The organism is Bacteroides stercorirosoris, assembly GCF_900142015.1.
In the GTDB taxonomy this organism is placed as follows: Bacteria; Bacteroidota; Bacteroidia; order Bacteroidales; family Bacteroidaceae; genus Bacteroides; species Bacteroides stercorirosoris.
This window is the reverse complement of the sequence record NZ_FQZN01000006.1, coordinates 126162-140985: the sequence shown is the minus strand read 5'-3', so window position 1 is coordinate 140985 and position 14824 is coordinate 126162. Positions and strand designations below refer to the sequence as shown.

Here is a 14824-nt window from a genome sequence, read left to right as displayed (position 1 = left end):
AAATACGATAATTCCTGGTATTTCTTTCGTTTTCCACCTAAAAATACACATTTACAAGCGGTTAAACGTTCAATAGGCTACGTAATTGTTGCACAGATTCCGATATTTGCCTACGGCTTTCCAATTGCCCGGCATCGAATCGGTAACTCGCCTTTCCATAGTGCGGAGCACGCTTCTCCAGGGCTTCCACAATGAATGCACGCAAATCTTCGTCCGTCTTTCCTTGCAGGATGGGGCGTTGCTGGGTGGCCACACGCAGACGGCGGAACAGGACATCGGGATGCACATCGAGGAAGACGGTTTGCCCATGCCCGTTCATATACTCCATATTATCGAAGAAGCAAGGCGTGCCGCCTCCGGTCGAGATAATGACATTTTCAAACTCAGCCACTTCATGCAGCATGGTTCGCTCCAATTCACGAAAAGAAGCCTCTCCCCGCTCGGTGAACAGTTCACGTATGGATTTGTGATACCGTTCTTCGATGTACCAGTCCAGATCGATGAACGGTACGCCAAGTTCGCGGGCAAAAGCCTTTCCTAAAGTTGTTTTACCGGCTCCCATGTAGCCGGTTAAGAAAATACGTATCATAAGCACTTACCTTTGCGCACAAAGGTAAGCAATTCTATTTTGAGAGAATTTACTATCAGGTGAAAATTTTAATGCGTTCACTCAAATCATTGAATTCTTTCTCCCCCGGCTCGGCTACAGGAGTACCGAAAGGCATCTGTGCAACGAGTTGCCAGCTTTCGGGCAACTTCCAGGTGTTACGTACTTCTTCGTCAATCAGCGGGTTGTAGTGTTGCAGGGAAGCTCCCAAGCCTTTATCTTCGAGCATCGTCCAGATGGCGAGTTGATGCATGGCAGAGGTATGCTGCGACCAGGTGGGGAAATTATCTTGATAAGTAGGGAATGCTTTCTGCAATTCCTCTACAATGGAGTGGTCTTCAAAGAAAAGTATCGTACCATATCCACATGAGAATGAAGTGTCTATTTTCTTTTCCGACTGGCGGTAACGTTCTTCAGAAAGGCGTTCTTCCAGTTGGTCCTTCACAATCCGCCACAACTTCTGATGCTCGTCGCCCAACAAGAGCACCACTCTCGTAGTCTGGGAGTTGAATGCCGAAGGCACGTGTTTCACTGCTGTACGAATGATGTGTACAATCTCCTCGTCCTGAACCGGAGAGTCGTTACTGATGGAATAATAACTGCGGCGATGTTCCAATGCCTCAGCAAATGTCCGTTGTCTGATCATATTGAGTCCTTTCTTTTGGTATTTTTCTTTTTTTGCTTATATAAGGAAACAAGTGAAAGAGGAAAGTTGTTCGGAGTTGCAGAATATTTATACCTTTGCACCCGATATGGGAAAAGATAAATTTTACGTTGTATGGGCAGGCGTCAATCCGGGCGTTTATACTTCCTGGACAGACTGCCAATTGCAAACCAAAGGCTACGAAGGAGCGAAATACAAGTCGTTCGAAACACGCGAAGAAGCGGAAAAAGCCTTTGCGTCTTCTCCATATGAATATATCAAACGGGCATCCACCGCCGCGTCCGCCCCCAAAAGGGATGCCGACGCCCCTCTCCCCGCTTGTGTGGTAGAAAACAGCCTCGCCGTAGATGCAGCCTGCAGCGGTAATCCCGGAGCAATGGAATACCGGGGTGTACACGTGGCAAGCCGGCAGGAAGTATTTCACTTCGGCCCGGTGTACGGCACAAACAATATCGGTGAGTTCCTTGCCATCGTCCACGGGCTTGCCTTGCTGAAACAAAAAGGATTCGATATGCCCATCTACAGTGACAGCGTGAATGCCATCAACTGGATAAAGCAAAAGAAATGCAAGACAAAACTGCCGCGAGAACCCAAAACGGAAGAACTTTTCAAACTGATAGAGCGTGCCGAAAAATGGTTGCGCGAGAATACCTATACCACCCAAATCATGAAATGGGAAACAAAGCAGTGGGGAGAGATACCTGCTGACTTCGGAAGGAAATAAGAAGCTTAAAGCCAGCGCATTCCGTTTCATAGCAATGCCACTTCTGTTCCACCGTATTGGAACGTTTGTTTCACAAGCAAGAAACATCAGTTCCTTAGGCAAGAAACTTTTGTTTCTCAATAAAGAATCTCTTGTTTCAATGCGGTGAAACAAAGTGGAACAATAAATATAATCTTCACATTTACTTAATCGTATTAAATAATATAGTACTTTTGCGCCCAAGTCAATAACACATCACAATTATTTTACGGCAATGAATAGCAAAAAAAGACTTTGGGATAAACCAACATTGATTTTTGGGATCTGTATCTTCTTAAAATTTATCATCTTTGACGTAATCTGGTGCGCCTACACCACCTTCACGCCCTTCTCACATTTCGAATCTTATGCAACTAAAATCATTGCTGTAATGATTTTGCTGGCTCCTTACTTTTTCTTTCACCGATGGAAATTACAAGTTGTAATCCTATTCCTGCTCGACATATTGCTGATAGCCAATCTCATGTACTATCGCACCTACTACACTGCCATTCCACTAAGCAGCTACAACCTGATAGGTAACCTGGCTGATTTTACGCAAAGCGTTTACGACTCCATCCACTGGTATGACCTCTTGTTCCCATTATCCAGCATTGCAGCCACGATATTCTACCTCCGTCACCGGAAAATCAAACGACCTCAGGAACAAATAGCGTGGAAGCCCTACCTCACCATATTCGCCACTATATACATCCTTTTTACCGGCCTCACCATTCTACAAGGCGGATTCAAGAAAAGATGCAGCGAGCTCAAGTATTCCGCCCACTTGTACGCCAGTTGTGTTCCTATATACACCGTTTTCGGCAATCTCTATTACGAACTGATTGAGCAAAAACCTGCCTATACCCCCGAAAAGGAAAAAGAGATAGAAGACTGGTTGGACAAAAGGCCTCCGCTCCGTCCACTTTCTTTAGATACAGAAAAGAGAACAAACTGTATCATCATTCTCGTCGAATCACTGGAAAGCTGGGTATTGGAAAAGAGTGTGGAAAACAAAGAAATTACCCCCTGTCTGAATCAACTGTTGCAAGACTCCACCACTCTTTACGCCCCGCATGTACTGACCGAAGTGAAAGGGGGACGCTCGATTGACGCCCAATTATTGCTTTGCGCCGGACTGTTACCCATCAACAACGGGACTTACAGTACATTGTACACAGGAAATACCTACTATACTTTGCAGAAGGCTCTGAAAGAGAAGTATAATACCTGCAATTATCTATTGACCGTAGATAAAAAGAAAACCTGGAATCAGGAAGCAGTAGCACAAAGTTTTGGCATAGACACCATCCTTTCATATCCGGACTTCAAACTGACCGAAGCCTTCGGCCCGCGGAAACGTGTGGGAGACGGTTCATTCTTCGCTCAGTGCCGGGAGAAGATGGAAAAGGGTGAAGTCTGGAAAAAAGGCGAACATGTCTACCTACAATTCGTAACCTACTCCAGCCATAACCCATTTAAAATGCCGGACGAGATGAAGCAGATCTCTTTCTCCAAAGACATACCCGAAGTAATGAATGACTATATGACAGTCATCAACTACACCGACCGGGCCATCGGGCAGTTCGTTGATTACTTGAAAACAAGGCCGGAATACAAAGAAACTCTGATCATCATCACAGGCGACCATGAAGGACTGGCTTCTCACCGCTCCGAACTGTGCAACACCCCTCAAGGCAAAGGCGTCGTCTCAGATAAACAGTTCACGCCGTTCATTGTCTTAAATTCACCTGTAGGACTACGCTACGAGAAAGTTATGGGACAAATAGACATGTATCCCACCGTGCTGAACTTGCTACAACTGGAAGATTATCGCTGGGTCGGCCTCGGACAAAGCATACTTGACCCCGAAAAGAAAGGGTGTGCTGTCAGCCCGCAGATGCAAGTGGAAAGCGATGACACAACGCCGGAAGATATCGATTTCAAAAAGGAAGCATATACGATATCCGATGAAATCATACGACTTGATTACTTCGGCAAGCGACAACAACAGCATAGAATGTAGGAAGAAGGCTATCTTCCTACGTAGCAGTACAGCCACCTGTCAGGCCAGAGACTGCATATCATTCAAACGCTTGTAATATCCATCTTTCTCCAGCAATGCTTCATGCCTTCCGCGTTCCACAATTTCTCCTTCATAAAGCACACAGATTTCATCCGCATTCTTTATGGTAGAAAGGCGGTGGGCAATAGCAATCGTTGTGCGAGTCTTCATCAAACGCTCCAAAGCCTCCTGCACCAAACGTTCGGATTCTGTATCAAGAGCAGAAGTCGCTTCATCGAGAATAAGAATAGGCGGATTCTTCAGAATGGCACGGGCAATACTGACACGTTGCCGCTGTCCGCCGGAAAGTCTGCCGCCACGGTCACCGATATTCGTATTGTACCCTTGCTCTGTTTCCATGATGAAATCGTGGGCATTGGCTATTTTTGCCGCTTCAATCACTTGTTCCAATGTAGCATTCTCTACACCGAAAGCGATATTATTGAAGAAAGTATCATTGAACAGGATAGCTTCCTGATTTACGTTCCCTATCAATCCCCGTAAGTCGTGAATACGGAAATCCTTGATATTGACACCATCAATCAAAATCTCGCCGAAGTGTATGTCATGATAACGCGGCAGCAAATCTACCAACGTAGACTTACCCGAACCGGACTGTCCGACCAGTGCAATCGTCTGTCCCTTAGGAACAACAAGATCGATATGTTTCAGGACCTCCCGCTTACCATCGTAACTGAAAGAGACATTCTTAAACTCTATCTTACTGTTCATCCCGTGCAAAGGTTTCGGGTTTGCCGGTTCTTTAATCGGGTTTTCAGCTTTCAATATTTTGTCCACACGTTCCATAGAAGCCAAACCTTTCGGAATATTGTATCCTGCCTTCGCAAACTCTTTCAGCGGATTAATGATGCTATAGAGAATAACCATATAAAAAATGAACGTAGGAGCTTCCAGCGAAGAATGTTCATCGCCTAAAATCAGCATACCTCCAAACCAAAGCACCAGCACAATGAGAAGCGTTCCCAGAAACTCACTCATCGGGTGAGCCAAGGCCTGACGGATAGCTACTCTATTAGTTGCATCACGCAATTCGTTACTGCATCTGGTGAAGCGGTCCACCATCTTATCTTCAGCAATAAAGGCTTTGATGATGCGCAAACCACCCAACGTCTCTTCCAGTTGAGACATAGTGTCGCTCCACTTGCCCTGTGCCTCCAGCGACTGACGTTTCAGTTTCTTGCCGACCTTACCCATCAACCAACCCATTCCGGGAAGCACGACTACAGTGAATAAAGTCAGTTGCCAACTGGTGATAATAAGCGTTGAGAAGTAGAGCAAAATCAAGATAGGATTTTTTAGCAACAAATCCAGCGAACTGGTAATGGAGTTCTCGATTTCCCCCACATCACCACTCATGCGGGCAATGATATCTCCTTTCCGCTCCTGAGAGAAGAAACCGAGCGGCAGATGCATGACTTTGGAATAAACCATAACACGGATATCGCGAACAACTCCCGTACGCAAAGGAATCATGACGGCTGAAGAGCCGAAGTAACAGGATGTCTTCAACATCGTCATGAAAGCGAGGAAAAGTCCCATAAAAAGAAGCGTCATTATCGGTCCGTGTACTTCAATCAAGCGGGTGACATAGTAATAGAAGTTATTTATCGCCACATCTTTCAGGTCCTCACTTCCCCACTCCATAAAATGATATACCTTTGCACCTTCACCTGTCTTAAACAGGATGTTCAGAATAGGAATCAACAAGGTAAATGAGAATACATTGAAAACGGCCGATAAAACGTTGAGCACGATTGCCCATCCTATATACTTCTTATAAGGCGACACAAAACGTCGCATCAGTTGCAGGAATTCCTTCATTGCTTGGCATTTAACGAATTAGGGGGACAAAGATACAAGAAAAATCCTTAAGATAAAGAAGTTATAGCTAATATTAACGAGATTTACCCATACACACCCACCAACAAACAAGCCTTGCAGGCCTATCTGTCCCTGCTACAGCTTATAGTTGCGATTGCTACAAAGGTACGAGAAAAACGGATAATAATGAAGAAATACAATCAGGCTTCAAGGAACACCACAGCGATATTTAGTACAGTTGTCCTATCTTCAATATAAGAAACCAACAATCCAGAAAAAGCAAAAACCGTAAGTTCAGGTGTCAAAGCAAACTTTTCTGAATATAGTTTTTTACAGATACTACAATTTGAGTAATACCATTCATACCAATCTCAACATGGCAAAAAAGTAGATACACTTTTTAACACAGAAATACACTATTATATGCTACAAAATACCTATCATTGTATAAACTATAACAAAATTATATTTTTAGTTCAATGCAGAAAATATTTATAAAACTACTAAAAAAGCTACGCCAACGCTATATTCGAAAGCATGGAGAGCCACAGCATTGCAATCCATGCAAAGAAATAGATCCCAATATAATATCAAGCCAAATCAGGCAGAAGTTATTATCACCCGAGCCATGTATGCTTTCAAGATTCGGCTCAGTAGAAATTGGGTGTGTAACCAACTATTTAGGTATCTTTCATCAAAAAAGAAAAATCATAAGATACATAAAAGGAGAAGCGCTCCCTTGGTGGTGGGAAAAAGAAACAATATATGCAATGAAGAATAATGCCGGTTTTTTTTCTGCAACTCCCAACCTATTAAAACACTTTTCTGAAATGATGATTGAAGATATGTCTCTGATTGACATACTTGCTTCCTGGAGATACGAAGAACTATATTTTTCAAAAGAATTACAGCATACATATAAAATAGATTTTGAGCCTTATAACCCTTTTTGGAGTAATACACCATGGACAGTCGCTTTAGAAAACCAAAAAGTATTAGTGGTACATCCTTTTGCAGAGACTATACAAAAGCAATATCTCAGAAAAGAACTTATTCACAAAGATTCTAGGATCTTACCAACTTTTAATTTACAAACGATTCAAGCTATTCAAACAATCGGTAACCGTATTGACAGCAGATTTAATACTTGGTTTGATGCCCTAGAATTCATGAAAAGCGAAATCGATAAAAGGGATTATGATATTTGCCTTTTAGGTTGTGGAGCATATGGACTACCATTAGCCGCACATATCAAACGTAGCGGCAAAAAGGCCGTACACATGGGAGGTAGTCTACAGTTATTATTCGGAATACGAGGTGCCAGATGGGAAGACAATCATTATAATGCAACTTACAATTATGCGCAACTAATGAATGAATATTGGGTCAAGCCTTCTGAAGCCGAAACTCCTGAAAAGGCCCAGCAAATTGAGGCAGGATGTTATTGGTAGAAACATATTCTTTCGTAACTCAGAACTAACTAAATAATGGAAAAACAAATAACTATAGGTTTTATATCTTATGCTGACCCAATGGATAAAACAGCATGGAGTGGTACAATACATCATTTATACAAAAGTATTGAGGGAGCCGGATATAATGTAATATGGATTAAAGCAAGATTTTCTAAATGGATAAAATACTACCAAAAACTACTTGACAGTTTATCAAAATACTCTGGTAAACGTTACTCCATAGCACATACGATACTGGCTGCCAATCTAACCCACATCGACAAAACAAGTATTCAAAGAGTTGACATCTTGTTCTCTCCAGGTTGTACTGCAATATATAAGCTAAAGACAGATAAACCCATTATATATTTGGCAGATGCCACATTTAAGGCTATTTACAACTATTATGACGAATTATCGAACTTGTTCTCTTTCAACATTACAGAAGGGAACAAAATAGAAAAAAAGGCATTAACCAAAGCCACACATATCATCCATGCATCCGACTGGGCTAAACAAAGTGCCGTAAAGGATTACGGGATTCCCCAAAATAAAATCTCCATTATAGAATTTGGAGCAAACATCACCAGACCATATATTCATAAGATCAAAGATAAAGAGGATACTCTGCACCTTTTATTTTTAGGAGTAGACTGGAAACGAAAAGGAGGAGACATAGCCATAGAGACATCAAAAATCCTAAATGACCAAGGTATCAAAAATATAATTCATATAGCAGGTCCAATGGACTTCCCTCAAAAGTACAAGGAGCTTCCATATGTTGATTTTATTGGTTTCTTAAACAAAAACAAAGAAGAAGAATATCGAAAATTTATTCAAATCATTTCCTCCTCAGACATATTTATATTGCCTACCAAAGCGGAATGCGCTGGTATCGTATTTGCCGAAGCATCCGCTTATGGTCTACCCATCTTTACATATGATACCGGTGGAGTAGGAAACTATGTAATTAATGAAATAAATGGTTATCGTTTGCCATTGAAATGCAATGCTAATGAATTTGCAGAACAAATAAAAGACTGTGTCACAACAAAAAAGCTGGATCAAATGCATAAAACAGCAGTAATCTTATATAAAGAAAGACTTAACTGGGATAGATGGTCAACATGTTTTAAAAGTATCATTGAAAATATAAACACTCATAAAGTATGAAACAACCATACATTCTATATGACTCACAAGTATTTGATATGCAAAAGTTCGGAGGCATATCACGATATTTCTGTGAAATAATTCCTAGAATGAACATATCTTTCGATATTTCAGTACGGTATTCAGACAATATCTACCTAAAAGATTCCAAGCTCTGTAAGTATCGTCGCCCCATTCCTCAATGGATATTCAATAAATACAAGTATAAACTACTGCAAAAGAACAAACAATTTTCTGAGCATTTACTCAAATCATCTTCGTCATATTTGCTACATGCAACTTATTATGAACCATATTTTCTGGATTGGATAGGAAACAATCCCTATGTCATCACAGTACATGACATGATCTATGAAAGGCTACCCGAATTCTTTTCAAAGGAGCAAAGAGAAACTATCTTCGAACAAAAGAAAAAGGTTATTACACGGGCTGATAGAATCATTGCAATAAGCCAAAACACTAAGCAAGACATAATAGAACTGCTACACATTGCACCGGAAAAGATTGACGTTATATATCATGGAACAAATATGCAGGAACCTGCCCACAAGACAGATGCGACACTTCCCAAAAACTATATACTATATGTTGGTACCAGATATCCCTATAAGAACTTTGACCGCTTCGCCAAAGCCTTCTCTTTATTGAGCTTAAAAGATAAAGAATTATATGCAATTTGTACAGGCAGCCCCTTTTCTAAAGATGAAAAGAAATTGTTTGAAACACTAAACATCCAAGGAAGAATTATAAATATTCAAGCTTCTGATACCATGCTTTATACACTCTACAATCAGGCGAAAGCATTCGTCTTTCCATCACTCTACGAAGGTTTTGGTATTCCTATCCTAGAAGCATATGCCTGTCATTGCCCAGCTATCATAAGTAACGCCAGCTGTTTTCCTGAAATAGCATCAGATGCTGCTGCATATTTCAATCCATATTCAGAAGCAGAGATGGCAGACACCGTCGCTAATGTTATATACGACTACACTCTGCGAGCAGAACTTATCCATAAAGGACAAGAACAACTCAAATTATACTCTTGGGAAAAAGCAGCCCAACAAACAAAAGAAGTATATCAAAAGGTAATAAACAGAAAAACTATTTAGAAAAACACTGATTCAATCTAAATAAAAAATTAATAATCGGTTTTATTCTATATTGAAAACGATGAGTTGCACTTATTTCACAGAAGAGCTTGTATAAAGGCTGCTTCCGCATCTTTGCCGCCGACTGTAAGGTGTCATACAACATACCTGGAAAATACTTATGCATCACCCATTCCCGTTCTTCATTACATAAGTCTATAGATTGGGAACTAATACCTCCCATATCAAAATCAGCTATAACCCTATCTATATGTTTATAGGAAACTGATTCCAATACTATTTTCTTTAGAAAGAATTCCCAGTCAGAAACTATCTTTAAAGTTTCAGAATAAAGAGAGTTTTGGAACAAGCTTTTCTTAATGAAAGAAGCAGGATGCCCCAATGAGTATTCCAGAAAATAATCTAAATCCAAAACAGAAGGATAAACGCAAGTATCTTTCTTTACGCCATTTTCAATATAAAGTAAATCTCCGTAAATAATATCTTCACCTGATAAAGTTGTGACTATTTCTTCCAGCACAGTAGTATCATGCAAATAATCACCTGAATTCAAAAACAGCAAGTACTCTCCCGTCGCTTTCAATATTCCCTTATTCATGGCATTATAAATTCCTGCATCTTTTTCAGAACACCAGTCAGAAATATTATTTTGATTTTCAAGAATAACTTTTTTACTATCATCATTGCTACCTCCATCTATCACAATATATTCAAATTCATGATAGGTTTGCTCAACAATACTTTCAATGGTCTTCTTCAAACCGATGGCATTATTATAATTAATCGTAATAATAGACAGTTTCATTTTATGACATTTAAAGTTGTTTTTAGTAATTAGAGTTCCAACAACTTGCTAAAAGTTGAGGTAAAATTATCAATACTATATTTATTTTCTAACATAGTAAAATCTATATTCGCTGAGAATCTTTTTCTAACAGTTGCATCCCTAAGTCTTTCTATCTTTTCTACCAAGTCTTCAATATTGCCTTTTTGATATAACAGACCATTCACCCCATTTTCAATACGTTCAGGATTAGCGCCTACATCAGAAAGAATCACCGGCAATCCACATTTTTGCCCCTCAACAGCAACCCTACCGAAGGTTTCAAGAGTTGAACAAACCATCAGTACATCTGCCAAATAGTAATATGGATATACCAGCTTAACAAAAGGCACTATTTTTACATGACCGGTTAACTTATTATTCTTTACATAATCTTCACATATAGACATGAATCCATAATCAGGGCCAACCAAATAACAATAAATATCTTTACCTTTATCTACAATATTCCTTACCGCCTGTAATAACTCCATTTGTCCCTTATTTGAATCAAAGGCCCCCATCAGCAACAATGTATACCAGTCATGCAAATTTCGATTCTTATTTATCCCAGAAACAGGTTGTAACTCAACAGCCTGAGTTATTGAATGAACCTTATCACTCGTCATTGCATTCTGATAATAGAGTTTCGCATATTCAGAAGTAACCAAAACTTTTGCAGATAACTTATTGATCAATTTAAAAATAGACTGAGATTTAAATATAAAACGATTATTGGCCCATGTTGCACTAGGTATCTCATGAATGAACCAACAATGCCTAATTTTCAGCAGCTTACAGGCAACCGCCAGATGAGGGAGCACAATTGTATTTGTTATTCCATAATCTGGTTTTATCTGTTTCAAATAGCGAACTAACTTTATTGAGTATTTAAATAATCTACGAATATATACAAGTTTGTCACACATGGTTATACGCTCACTTTCCCCAATCAGCCACCATCTCATCCGGAGTATCTTATAACCATTGATATAATCGGAACAAGCATCAATCAAATCACCTTGACCGGGAAACACCATATAAATTTGCCACTCCGGATGATTATATTTGATACCCTTCAATAAGTCTAACAAACATTTTTGAGCTCCTCCCGTACAATTACTTTCATGTGAAAGAAATACCAATTTCATAGTGCAGCAAGTTTATGATTTAATTTTTTCTTTCAATTTTAACAACACCTTTCCGCTTTTATCCTATTCAAGAGTGGAAATATGCCGGACAAAGCTTTATTAACGCGCTCTAAATAATAGGCAACTTTTAATATACAGCACCGATTATTCAGTTTTTCCAATAATTCCTTTCTAATCCCATCTCCGATATCCTGCCGCCTAAACATTTTGTAATAATTACCATAACAAAGCAAACGCTTATACATACTAAACGATAAGCAGTCTTCAACAGCCCATGTGAAATTCATACATTCTTTCATACATGCAGCATACGCTTCATCACTTTGTTTAGAATCTACCGTAACGCTATTCAAATGCTTCCTAAAATAATTCAAACGTTCATATAATTCTATCACATCCCCCTGTAACGCCAGAAAAGTCCAAAACCACCAATCGCCGCAGTAACGCATTGAACTCCACCTATCATCAACCAATTTCAAGAAAGAGGCTTTCCGAAAAAGAACACCGCTTGCATTATAGACATAATTAGTCCAATACAGATTTCCTGCAACATAATCCACACCCGAGAACAGTTTGTATTTTTTAGGATTATTCCGTTGCTTTTTAGTCCAATGATCCATATCTTTATCAAGAATATTGCCTATTTCATCCACAATATAAGATCCTGTAAAGCAATACACCGCCATAGGATATTCTTCCAACAAAGTAACAGTCTTGTCCAAAAAAGAAGCATCAGCATAATCATCACTCTCGGCAATCCAAATATATTTTCCTTTAGCAAGTTCTATTCCTTTTTGCCACTGCTTAAAAGGACTACCTGAGTTATGTTCATTCACTATAACATGACTAACCCGTCTATCTATCTCTTGATACTGCTTTAATACCTCTACACTATTATCAGAAGAAGCATCATCTAATAATATTAATTCAAAATCATGAAAACTTTGACTTAAAATCGAATCAATACGTAAGGGCAGATATTCCGCATAATTGTAATTGGGAACAATCACACTAACTAAAGGAGTTTTCATATCATACATCCCGACACTCTTTTACAACACATTCTTTTATGACCTCCAAATAACTTCTTCCATACCGCAAATCCGGTTCCAGATAATTTCCTTCCGCCCACTCATTCCATGATTTCACAAAAGCGAGGCGATGTTCCAATGTTTTTTTCCCAAGGCATGCCATTACGTCCTTCATGTGACGCCCAAAATATTCAGGTTCCGAACGATGCAATACCAAACCTTGCTTCCCCGAACGGGGGGAATGATCCCAGTTAGGAATAATTGTGGGAATAATCTTCTCATCACTCTCTTCATCAGCGACAAAAAAGCGACTAACCTTTTCATAACTAACAATCCACGGAAGTCCCAACCAATTATGCCAACGACGGGCACGTCTGTAAAGGCTTCGCTGCTTCCGCTCATAATCAAACAAACGTACCACATTGATAGCATCAAAATCCATATCCTCCAAATCAGCCTTTTCGTCATCCAAATGATAAGTCTGCCCCACAAAGAAGATTCCTTCTAATCCATTCTGCACAGCCAGTTCACGCCACAACTTTATAAAGGTATTGATTTCCATTTGATTATCAAAAGGATGATAAATCATAAATAAAGGCTTACCATCCACCGTTATATAACGTTTATCTTTAAATGCCGGAAGCACCGCATTAAAATGTGCAATATAATCTTCCTCACCTGGATATAATTGATCTATTAACGTTTCCTTAGCCTTTATTCCATGGTAATAACCTCTCCACGACTCATTAGCCCATGCCAAACAAAAAGGAAAATCCGGTTCACCTGAAGCCAACACTTCATTGAATGGACGCTCCAACAAACGTTTTCCATTGCCAAACCAATAGTGCCAATAGCAAAAGCCTTCTATTCCATACTCCCGTGCCATATCAGCTTGTGCCTTACGAGTTTCAGAAACCCGTAAATCATAATAACCTAAATCTGCCGGCACCTTAGGCTGATAATGCCCAGGAAATAAAGAACGTGCTTTTCCAACATTTGTCCATTCCGTAAACCCCTTTCCCCACCACTCGTCATTTTCTGGTACTGGATGAAATTGAGGTAAATAAAAGGCAATCACTCTTGCCGAATTAATATCATTACTCATAATAGTTTCCCTTACTTCTGTTTCCAAATTTAAACAATTCACTGAATCGCATCGACCAAACATACCATGAAAGGAAATGTTGTAATTTCCATAACCGGACATACCTCTTTATGCCAAGATATCTATAATCTACCGGCAAATATTGTCGAAGTTCCAACCTGATTTTCTGAATATAATAAAAGGCTTTCGTTCGATCTTTCGCATATCGAGCTATACCCTTCGTTTCTTGAACTCCTATCATCACAACCTTAGCTGCAAATTCCTCTAACCTTTCCGGCAATAATCTGTGTTCACGCAAATAATGATACCTTTCCTGCTCGGCAACAAAAAAATGATACTTCTTTAATGGATCCCTGTCATGATCAGTACTTCCCTTACGCTGGCGATAGTGATATTCAGGTTTCCAACAGCATACAATCTTTTCTGCTTTAATGAACCACTTAAACAGAGTTGCATAATCCTCATAATAAAAAGATTTTGGCAACAAGTCTGTTATCACTTTCCGGCAAAACAACTTATCCCAAAGAAAACTCTTAATTTCCTTATCTTCCAATATAAGATTCAATGCTTCATTGCAATTATAAACCGTAATACCACCACCAGAACATGATGCCTCCATACGGTCCTTATAATCCCAATAATATCCGCAAATCGAAATATCCGCTTGATTATTCACAAGTGTATGATACAATATATCATACATATCAGCTTCTATCCAATCATCACTGTCCACAAAACCAATCAGGTCAGCCTTTGCATGTTGCAATGCCACATTACGGCTATCAGCTTGTCCGGAGTTTTCCTTATGTAATACACGAATCCTCTCATCTTTCAACGCATACTCATCGCAAATAGCTCCTGATTTATCTGTAGAGCCATCATCAATAAGCAACAACTCCCATTCTTGAAATGTTTGGGCAATAATGGATTCGATACATTGAACCAGATACCGTTCAACATTATAGACAGGAGTAATAATACTAATTAAAGGAGAATTATTCATATGAATTTTGATTACATTCTAAGGCAAAGATATAAAATATAGTAATGAATCATTG

At 39.5% G+C, this 14824-nt stretch carries 13 protein-coding genes; 5 read left to right on the top strand and 8 right to left on the bottom strand.

Annotated features, from left to right (window positions below):
• Nucleotides 1-61 precede the first annotated feature (61 nt).
• Nucleotides 62-589 (bottom strand): shikimate kinase, encoded by a 528-nt coding sequence (locus BUC01_RS06450; protein ID WP_025833371.1) that lies wholly within the window; start codon nt 587-589, stop codon nt 62-64.
• A 55-nt stretch (nt 590-644) separates the two neighbouring features.
• Nucleotides 645-1253 (bottom strand): nitroreductase family protein, encoded by a 609-nt coding sequence (locus BUC01_RS06445; RefSeq protein WP_025833373.1) that lies wholly within the window; start codon nt 1251-1253, stop codon nt 645-647.
• A 106-nt stretch (nt 1254-1359) separates the two neighbouring features.
• Here BUC01_RS06445 and BUC01_RS06440 point away from each other — a divergent pair, with 106 nt between their 5' ends.
• Both BUC01_RS06440 and BUC01_RS06435 read left to right on the top strand, forming a co-directional pair.
• Complete coding sequence (locus BUC01_RS06440) at nt 1360-1995, top strand: ribonuclease H1 domain-containing protein (RefSeq protein WP_025833375.1); 636 nt, start codon at nt 1360-1362, stop codon at nt 1993-1995.
• 253 nt (nt 1996-2248) lie between these two features.
• Nucleotides 2249-4039, top strand: coding sequence for an LTA synthase family protein (locus BUC01_RS06435; protein ID WP_034524517.1), 1791 nt, complete (start codon nt 2249-2251; stop codon nt 4037-4039).
• A gap of 39 nt (nt 4040-4078) precedes the next feature.
• Here BUC01_RS06435 and BUC01_RS06430 read toward each other — a convergent pair whose 3' ends face one another.
• Nucleotides 4079-5920, bottom strand: coding sequence for an ABC transporter ATP-binding protein (locus tag BUC01_RS06430; RefSeq protein WP_073313069.1), 1842 nt, complete (start codon nt 5918-5920; stop codon nt 4079-4081).
• A 479-nt stretch (nt 5921-6399) separates the two neighbouring features.
• Between BUC01_RS06430 and BUC01_RS06425 the strand changes: the two genes are divergently transcribed.
• From BUC01_RS06425 to BUC01_RS06415, 3 genes are read left to right on the top strand one after another with little or no spacing between them, the layout of a single operon-like run.
• Complete coding sequence (locus BUC01_RS06425) at nt 6400-7371, top strand: hypothetical protein (RefSeq protein ID WP_025833379.1); 972 nt, start codon at nt 6400-6402, stop codon at nt 7369-7371.
• A gap of 36 nt (nt 7372-7407) precedes the next feature.
• Nucleotides 7408-8547 carry a glycosyltransferase family 4 protein gene (locus tag BUC01_RS06420; RefSeq protein ID WP_025833381.1) on the top strand — a complete coding sequence of 380 codons (1140 nt, stop codon included), beginning with the start codon at nt 7408-7410 and terminating at the stop codon, nt 8545-8547.
• Complete coding sequence (locus BUC01_RS06415) at nt 8544-9656, top strand: glycosyltransferase family 4 protein (RefSeq protein WP_025833384.1); 1113 nt, start codon at nt 8544-8546, stop codon at nt 9654-9656. The genes BUC01_RS06420 and BUC01_RS06415 overlap by 4 nt, the downstream gene beginning before the upstream one ends.
• Here BUC01_RS06415 and BUC01_RS06410 read toward each other — a convergent pair.
• From BUC01_RS06410 to BUC01_RS06390, 5 genes are read right to left on the bottom strand one after another with little or no spacing between them, the layout of a single operon-like run.
• Nucleotides 9649-10461 carry a glycosyltransferase family 2 protein gene (locus tag BUC01_RS06410; RefSeq protein WP_025833386.1) on the bottom strand — a complete coding sequence of 271 codons (813 nt, stop codon included), beginning with the start codon at nt 10459-10461 and terminating at the stop codon, nt 9649-9651. The two genes, BUC01_RS06415 and BUC01_RS06410, sit on opposite strands and share 8 nt — an antisense overlap.
• Nucleotides 10462-10490: 29 nt before the next feature.
• Nucleotides 10491-11630 carry a glycosyltransferase gene (locus tag BUC01_RS06405; RefSeq protein ID WP_025833388.1) on the bottom strand — a complete coding sequence of 380 codons (1140 nt, stop codon included), beginning with the start codon at nt 11628-11630 and terminating at the stop codon, nt 10491-10493.
• A 38-nt stretch (nt 11631-11668) separates the two neighbouring features.
• On the bottom strand, nt 11669-12670 hold the full coding sequence (locus tag BUC01_RS06400) for a glycosyltransferase family 2 protein (protein WP_051568826.1): 1002 nt from the start codon (nt 12668-12670) through the stop codon (nt 11669-11671).
• On the bottom strand, nt 12663-13766 hold the full coding sequence (locus BUC01_RS06395; RefSeq protein WP_073313068.1) for a glycosyltransferase WbsX family protein: 1104 nt from the start codon (nt 13764-13766) through the stop codon (nt 12663-12665). The genes BUC01_RS06400 and BUC01_RS06395 overlap by 8 nt, the downstream gene beginning before the upstream one ends.
• Nucleotides 13759-14769 carry a glycosyltransferase family 2 protein gene (locus BUC01_RS06390; protein WP_051568827.1) on the bottom strand — a complete coding sequence of 337 codons (1011 nt, stop codon included), beginning with the start codon at nt 14767-14769 and terminating at the stop codon, nt 13759-13761. The genes BUC01_RS06395 and BUC01_RS06390 overlap by 8 nt, the downstream gene beginning before the upstream one ends.
• Nucleotides 14770-14824 lie beyond the last annotated feature (55 nt).

What these genes read in the sequence shown, in the direction of transcription:
- BUC01_RS06445 (WP_025833373.1), bottom strand. Translation starts at nt 1,253, where the DNA reads ATGATCAGACAACGGACATTTGCTGAGGCATTGGAACATCGCCGCAGT.
- BUC01_RS06420 (WP_025833381.1), top strand. Translation starts at nt 7,408, where the DNA reads ATGGAAAAACAAATAACTATAGGTTTTATATCTTATGCTGACCCAATG.
- BUC01_RS06415 (WP_025833384.1), top strand. Translation starts at nt 8,544, where the DNA reads ATGAAACAACCATACATTCTATATGACTCACAAGTATTTGATATGCAA.
- BUC01_RS06400 (WP_051568826.1), bottom strand. Translation starts at nt 12,670, where the DNA reads ATGTATGATATGAAAACTCCTTTAGTTAGTGTGATTGTTCCCAATTAC.
- BUC01_RS06405 (WP_025833388.1), bottom strand. Translation starts at nt 11,630, where the DNA reads ATGAAATTGGTATTTCTTTCACATGAAAGTAATTGTACGGGAGGAGCT.
- BUC01_RS06425 (WP_025833379.1), top strand. Translation starts at nt 6,400, where the DNA reads ATGCAGAAAATATTTATAAAACTACTAAAAAAGCTACGCCAACGCTAT.
- BUC01_RS06440 (WP_025833375.1), top strand. Translation starts at nt 1,360, where the DNA reads ATGGGAAAAGATAAATTTTACGTTGTATGGGCAGGCGTCAATCCGGGC.
- BUC01_RS06390 (WP_051568827.1), bottom strand. Translation starts at nt 14,769, where the DNA reads ATGAATAATTCTCCTTTAATTAGTATTATTACTCCTGTCTATAATGTT.
- BUC01_RS06435 (WP_034524517.1), top strand. Translation starts at nt 2,249, where the DNA reads ATGAATAGCAAAAAAAGACTTTGGGATAAACCAACATTGATTTTTGGG.
- BUC01_RS06395 (WP_073313068.1), bottom strand. Translation starts at nt 13,766, where the DNA reads ATGAGTAATGATATTAATTCGGCAAGAGTGATTGCCTTTTATTTACCT.
- BUC01_RS06430 (WP_073313069.1), bottom strand. Translation starts at nt 5,920, where the DNA reads ATGAAGGAATTCCTGCAACTGATGCGACGTTTTGTGTCGCCTTATAAG.
- BUC01_RS06410 (WP_025833386.1), bottom strand. Translation starts at nt 10,461, where the DNA reads ATGAAACTGTCTATTATTACGATTAATTATAATAATGCCATCGGTTTG.
- BUC01_RS06450 (WP_025833371.1), bottom strand. Translation starts at nt 589, where the DNA reads ATGATACGTATTTTCTTAACCGGCTACATGGGAGCCGGTAAAACAACT.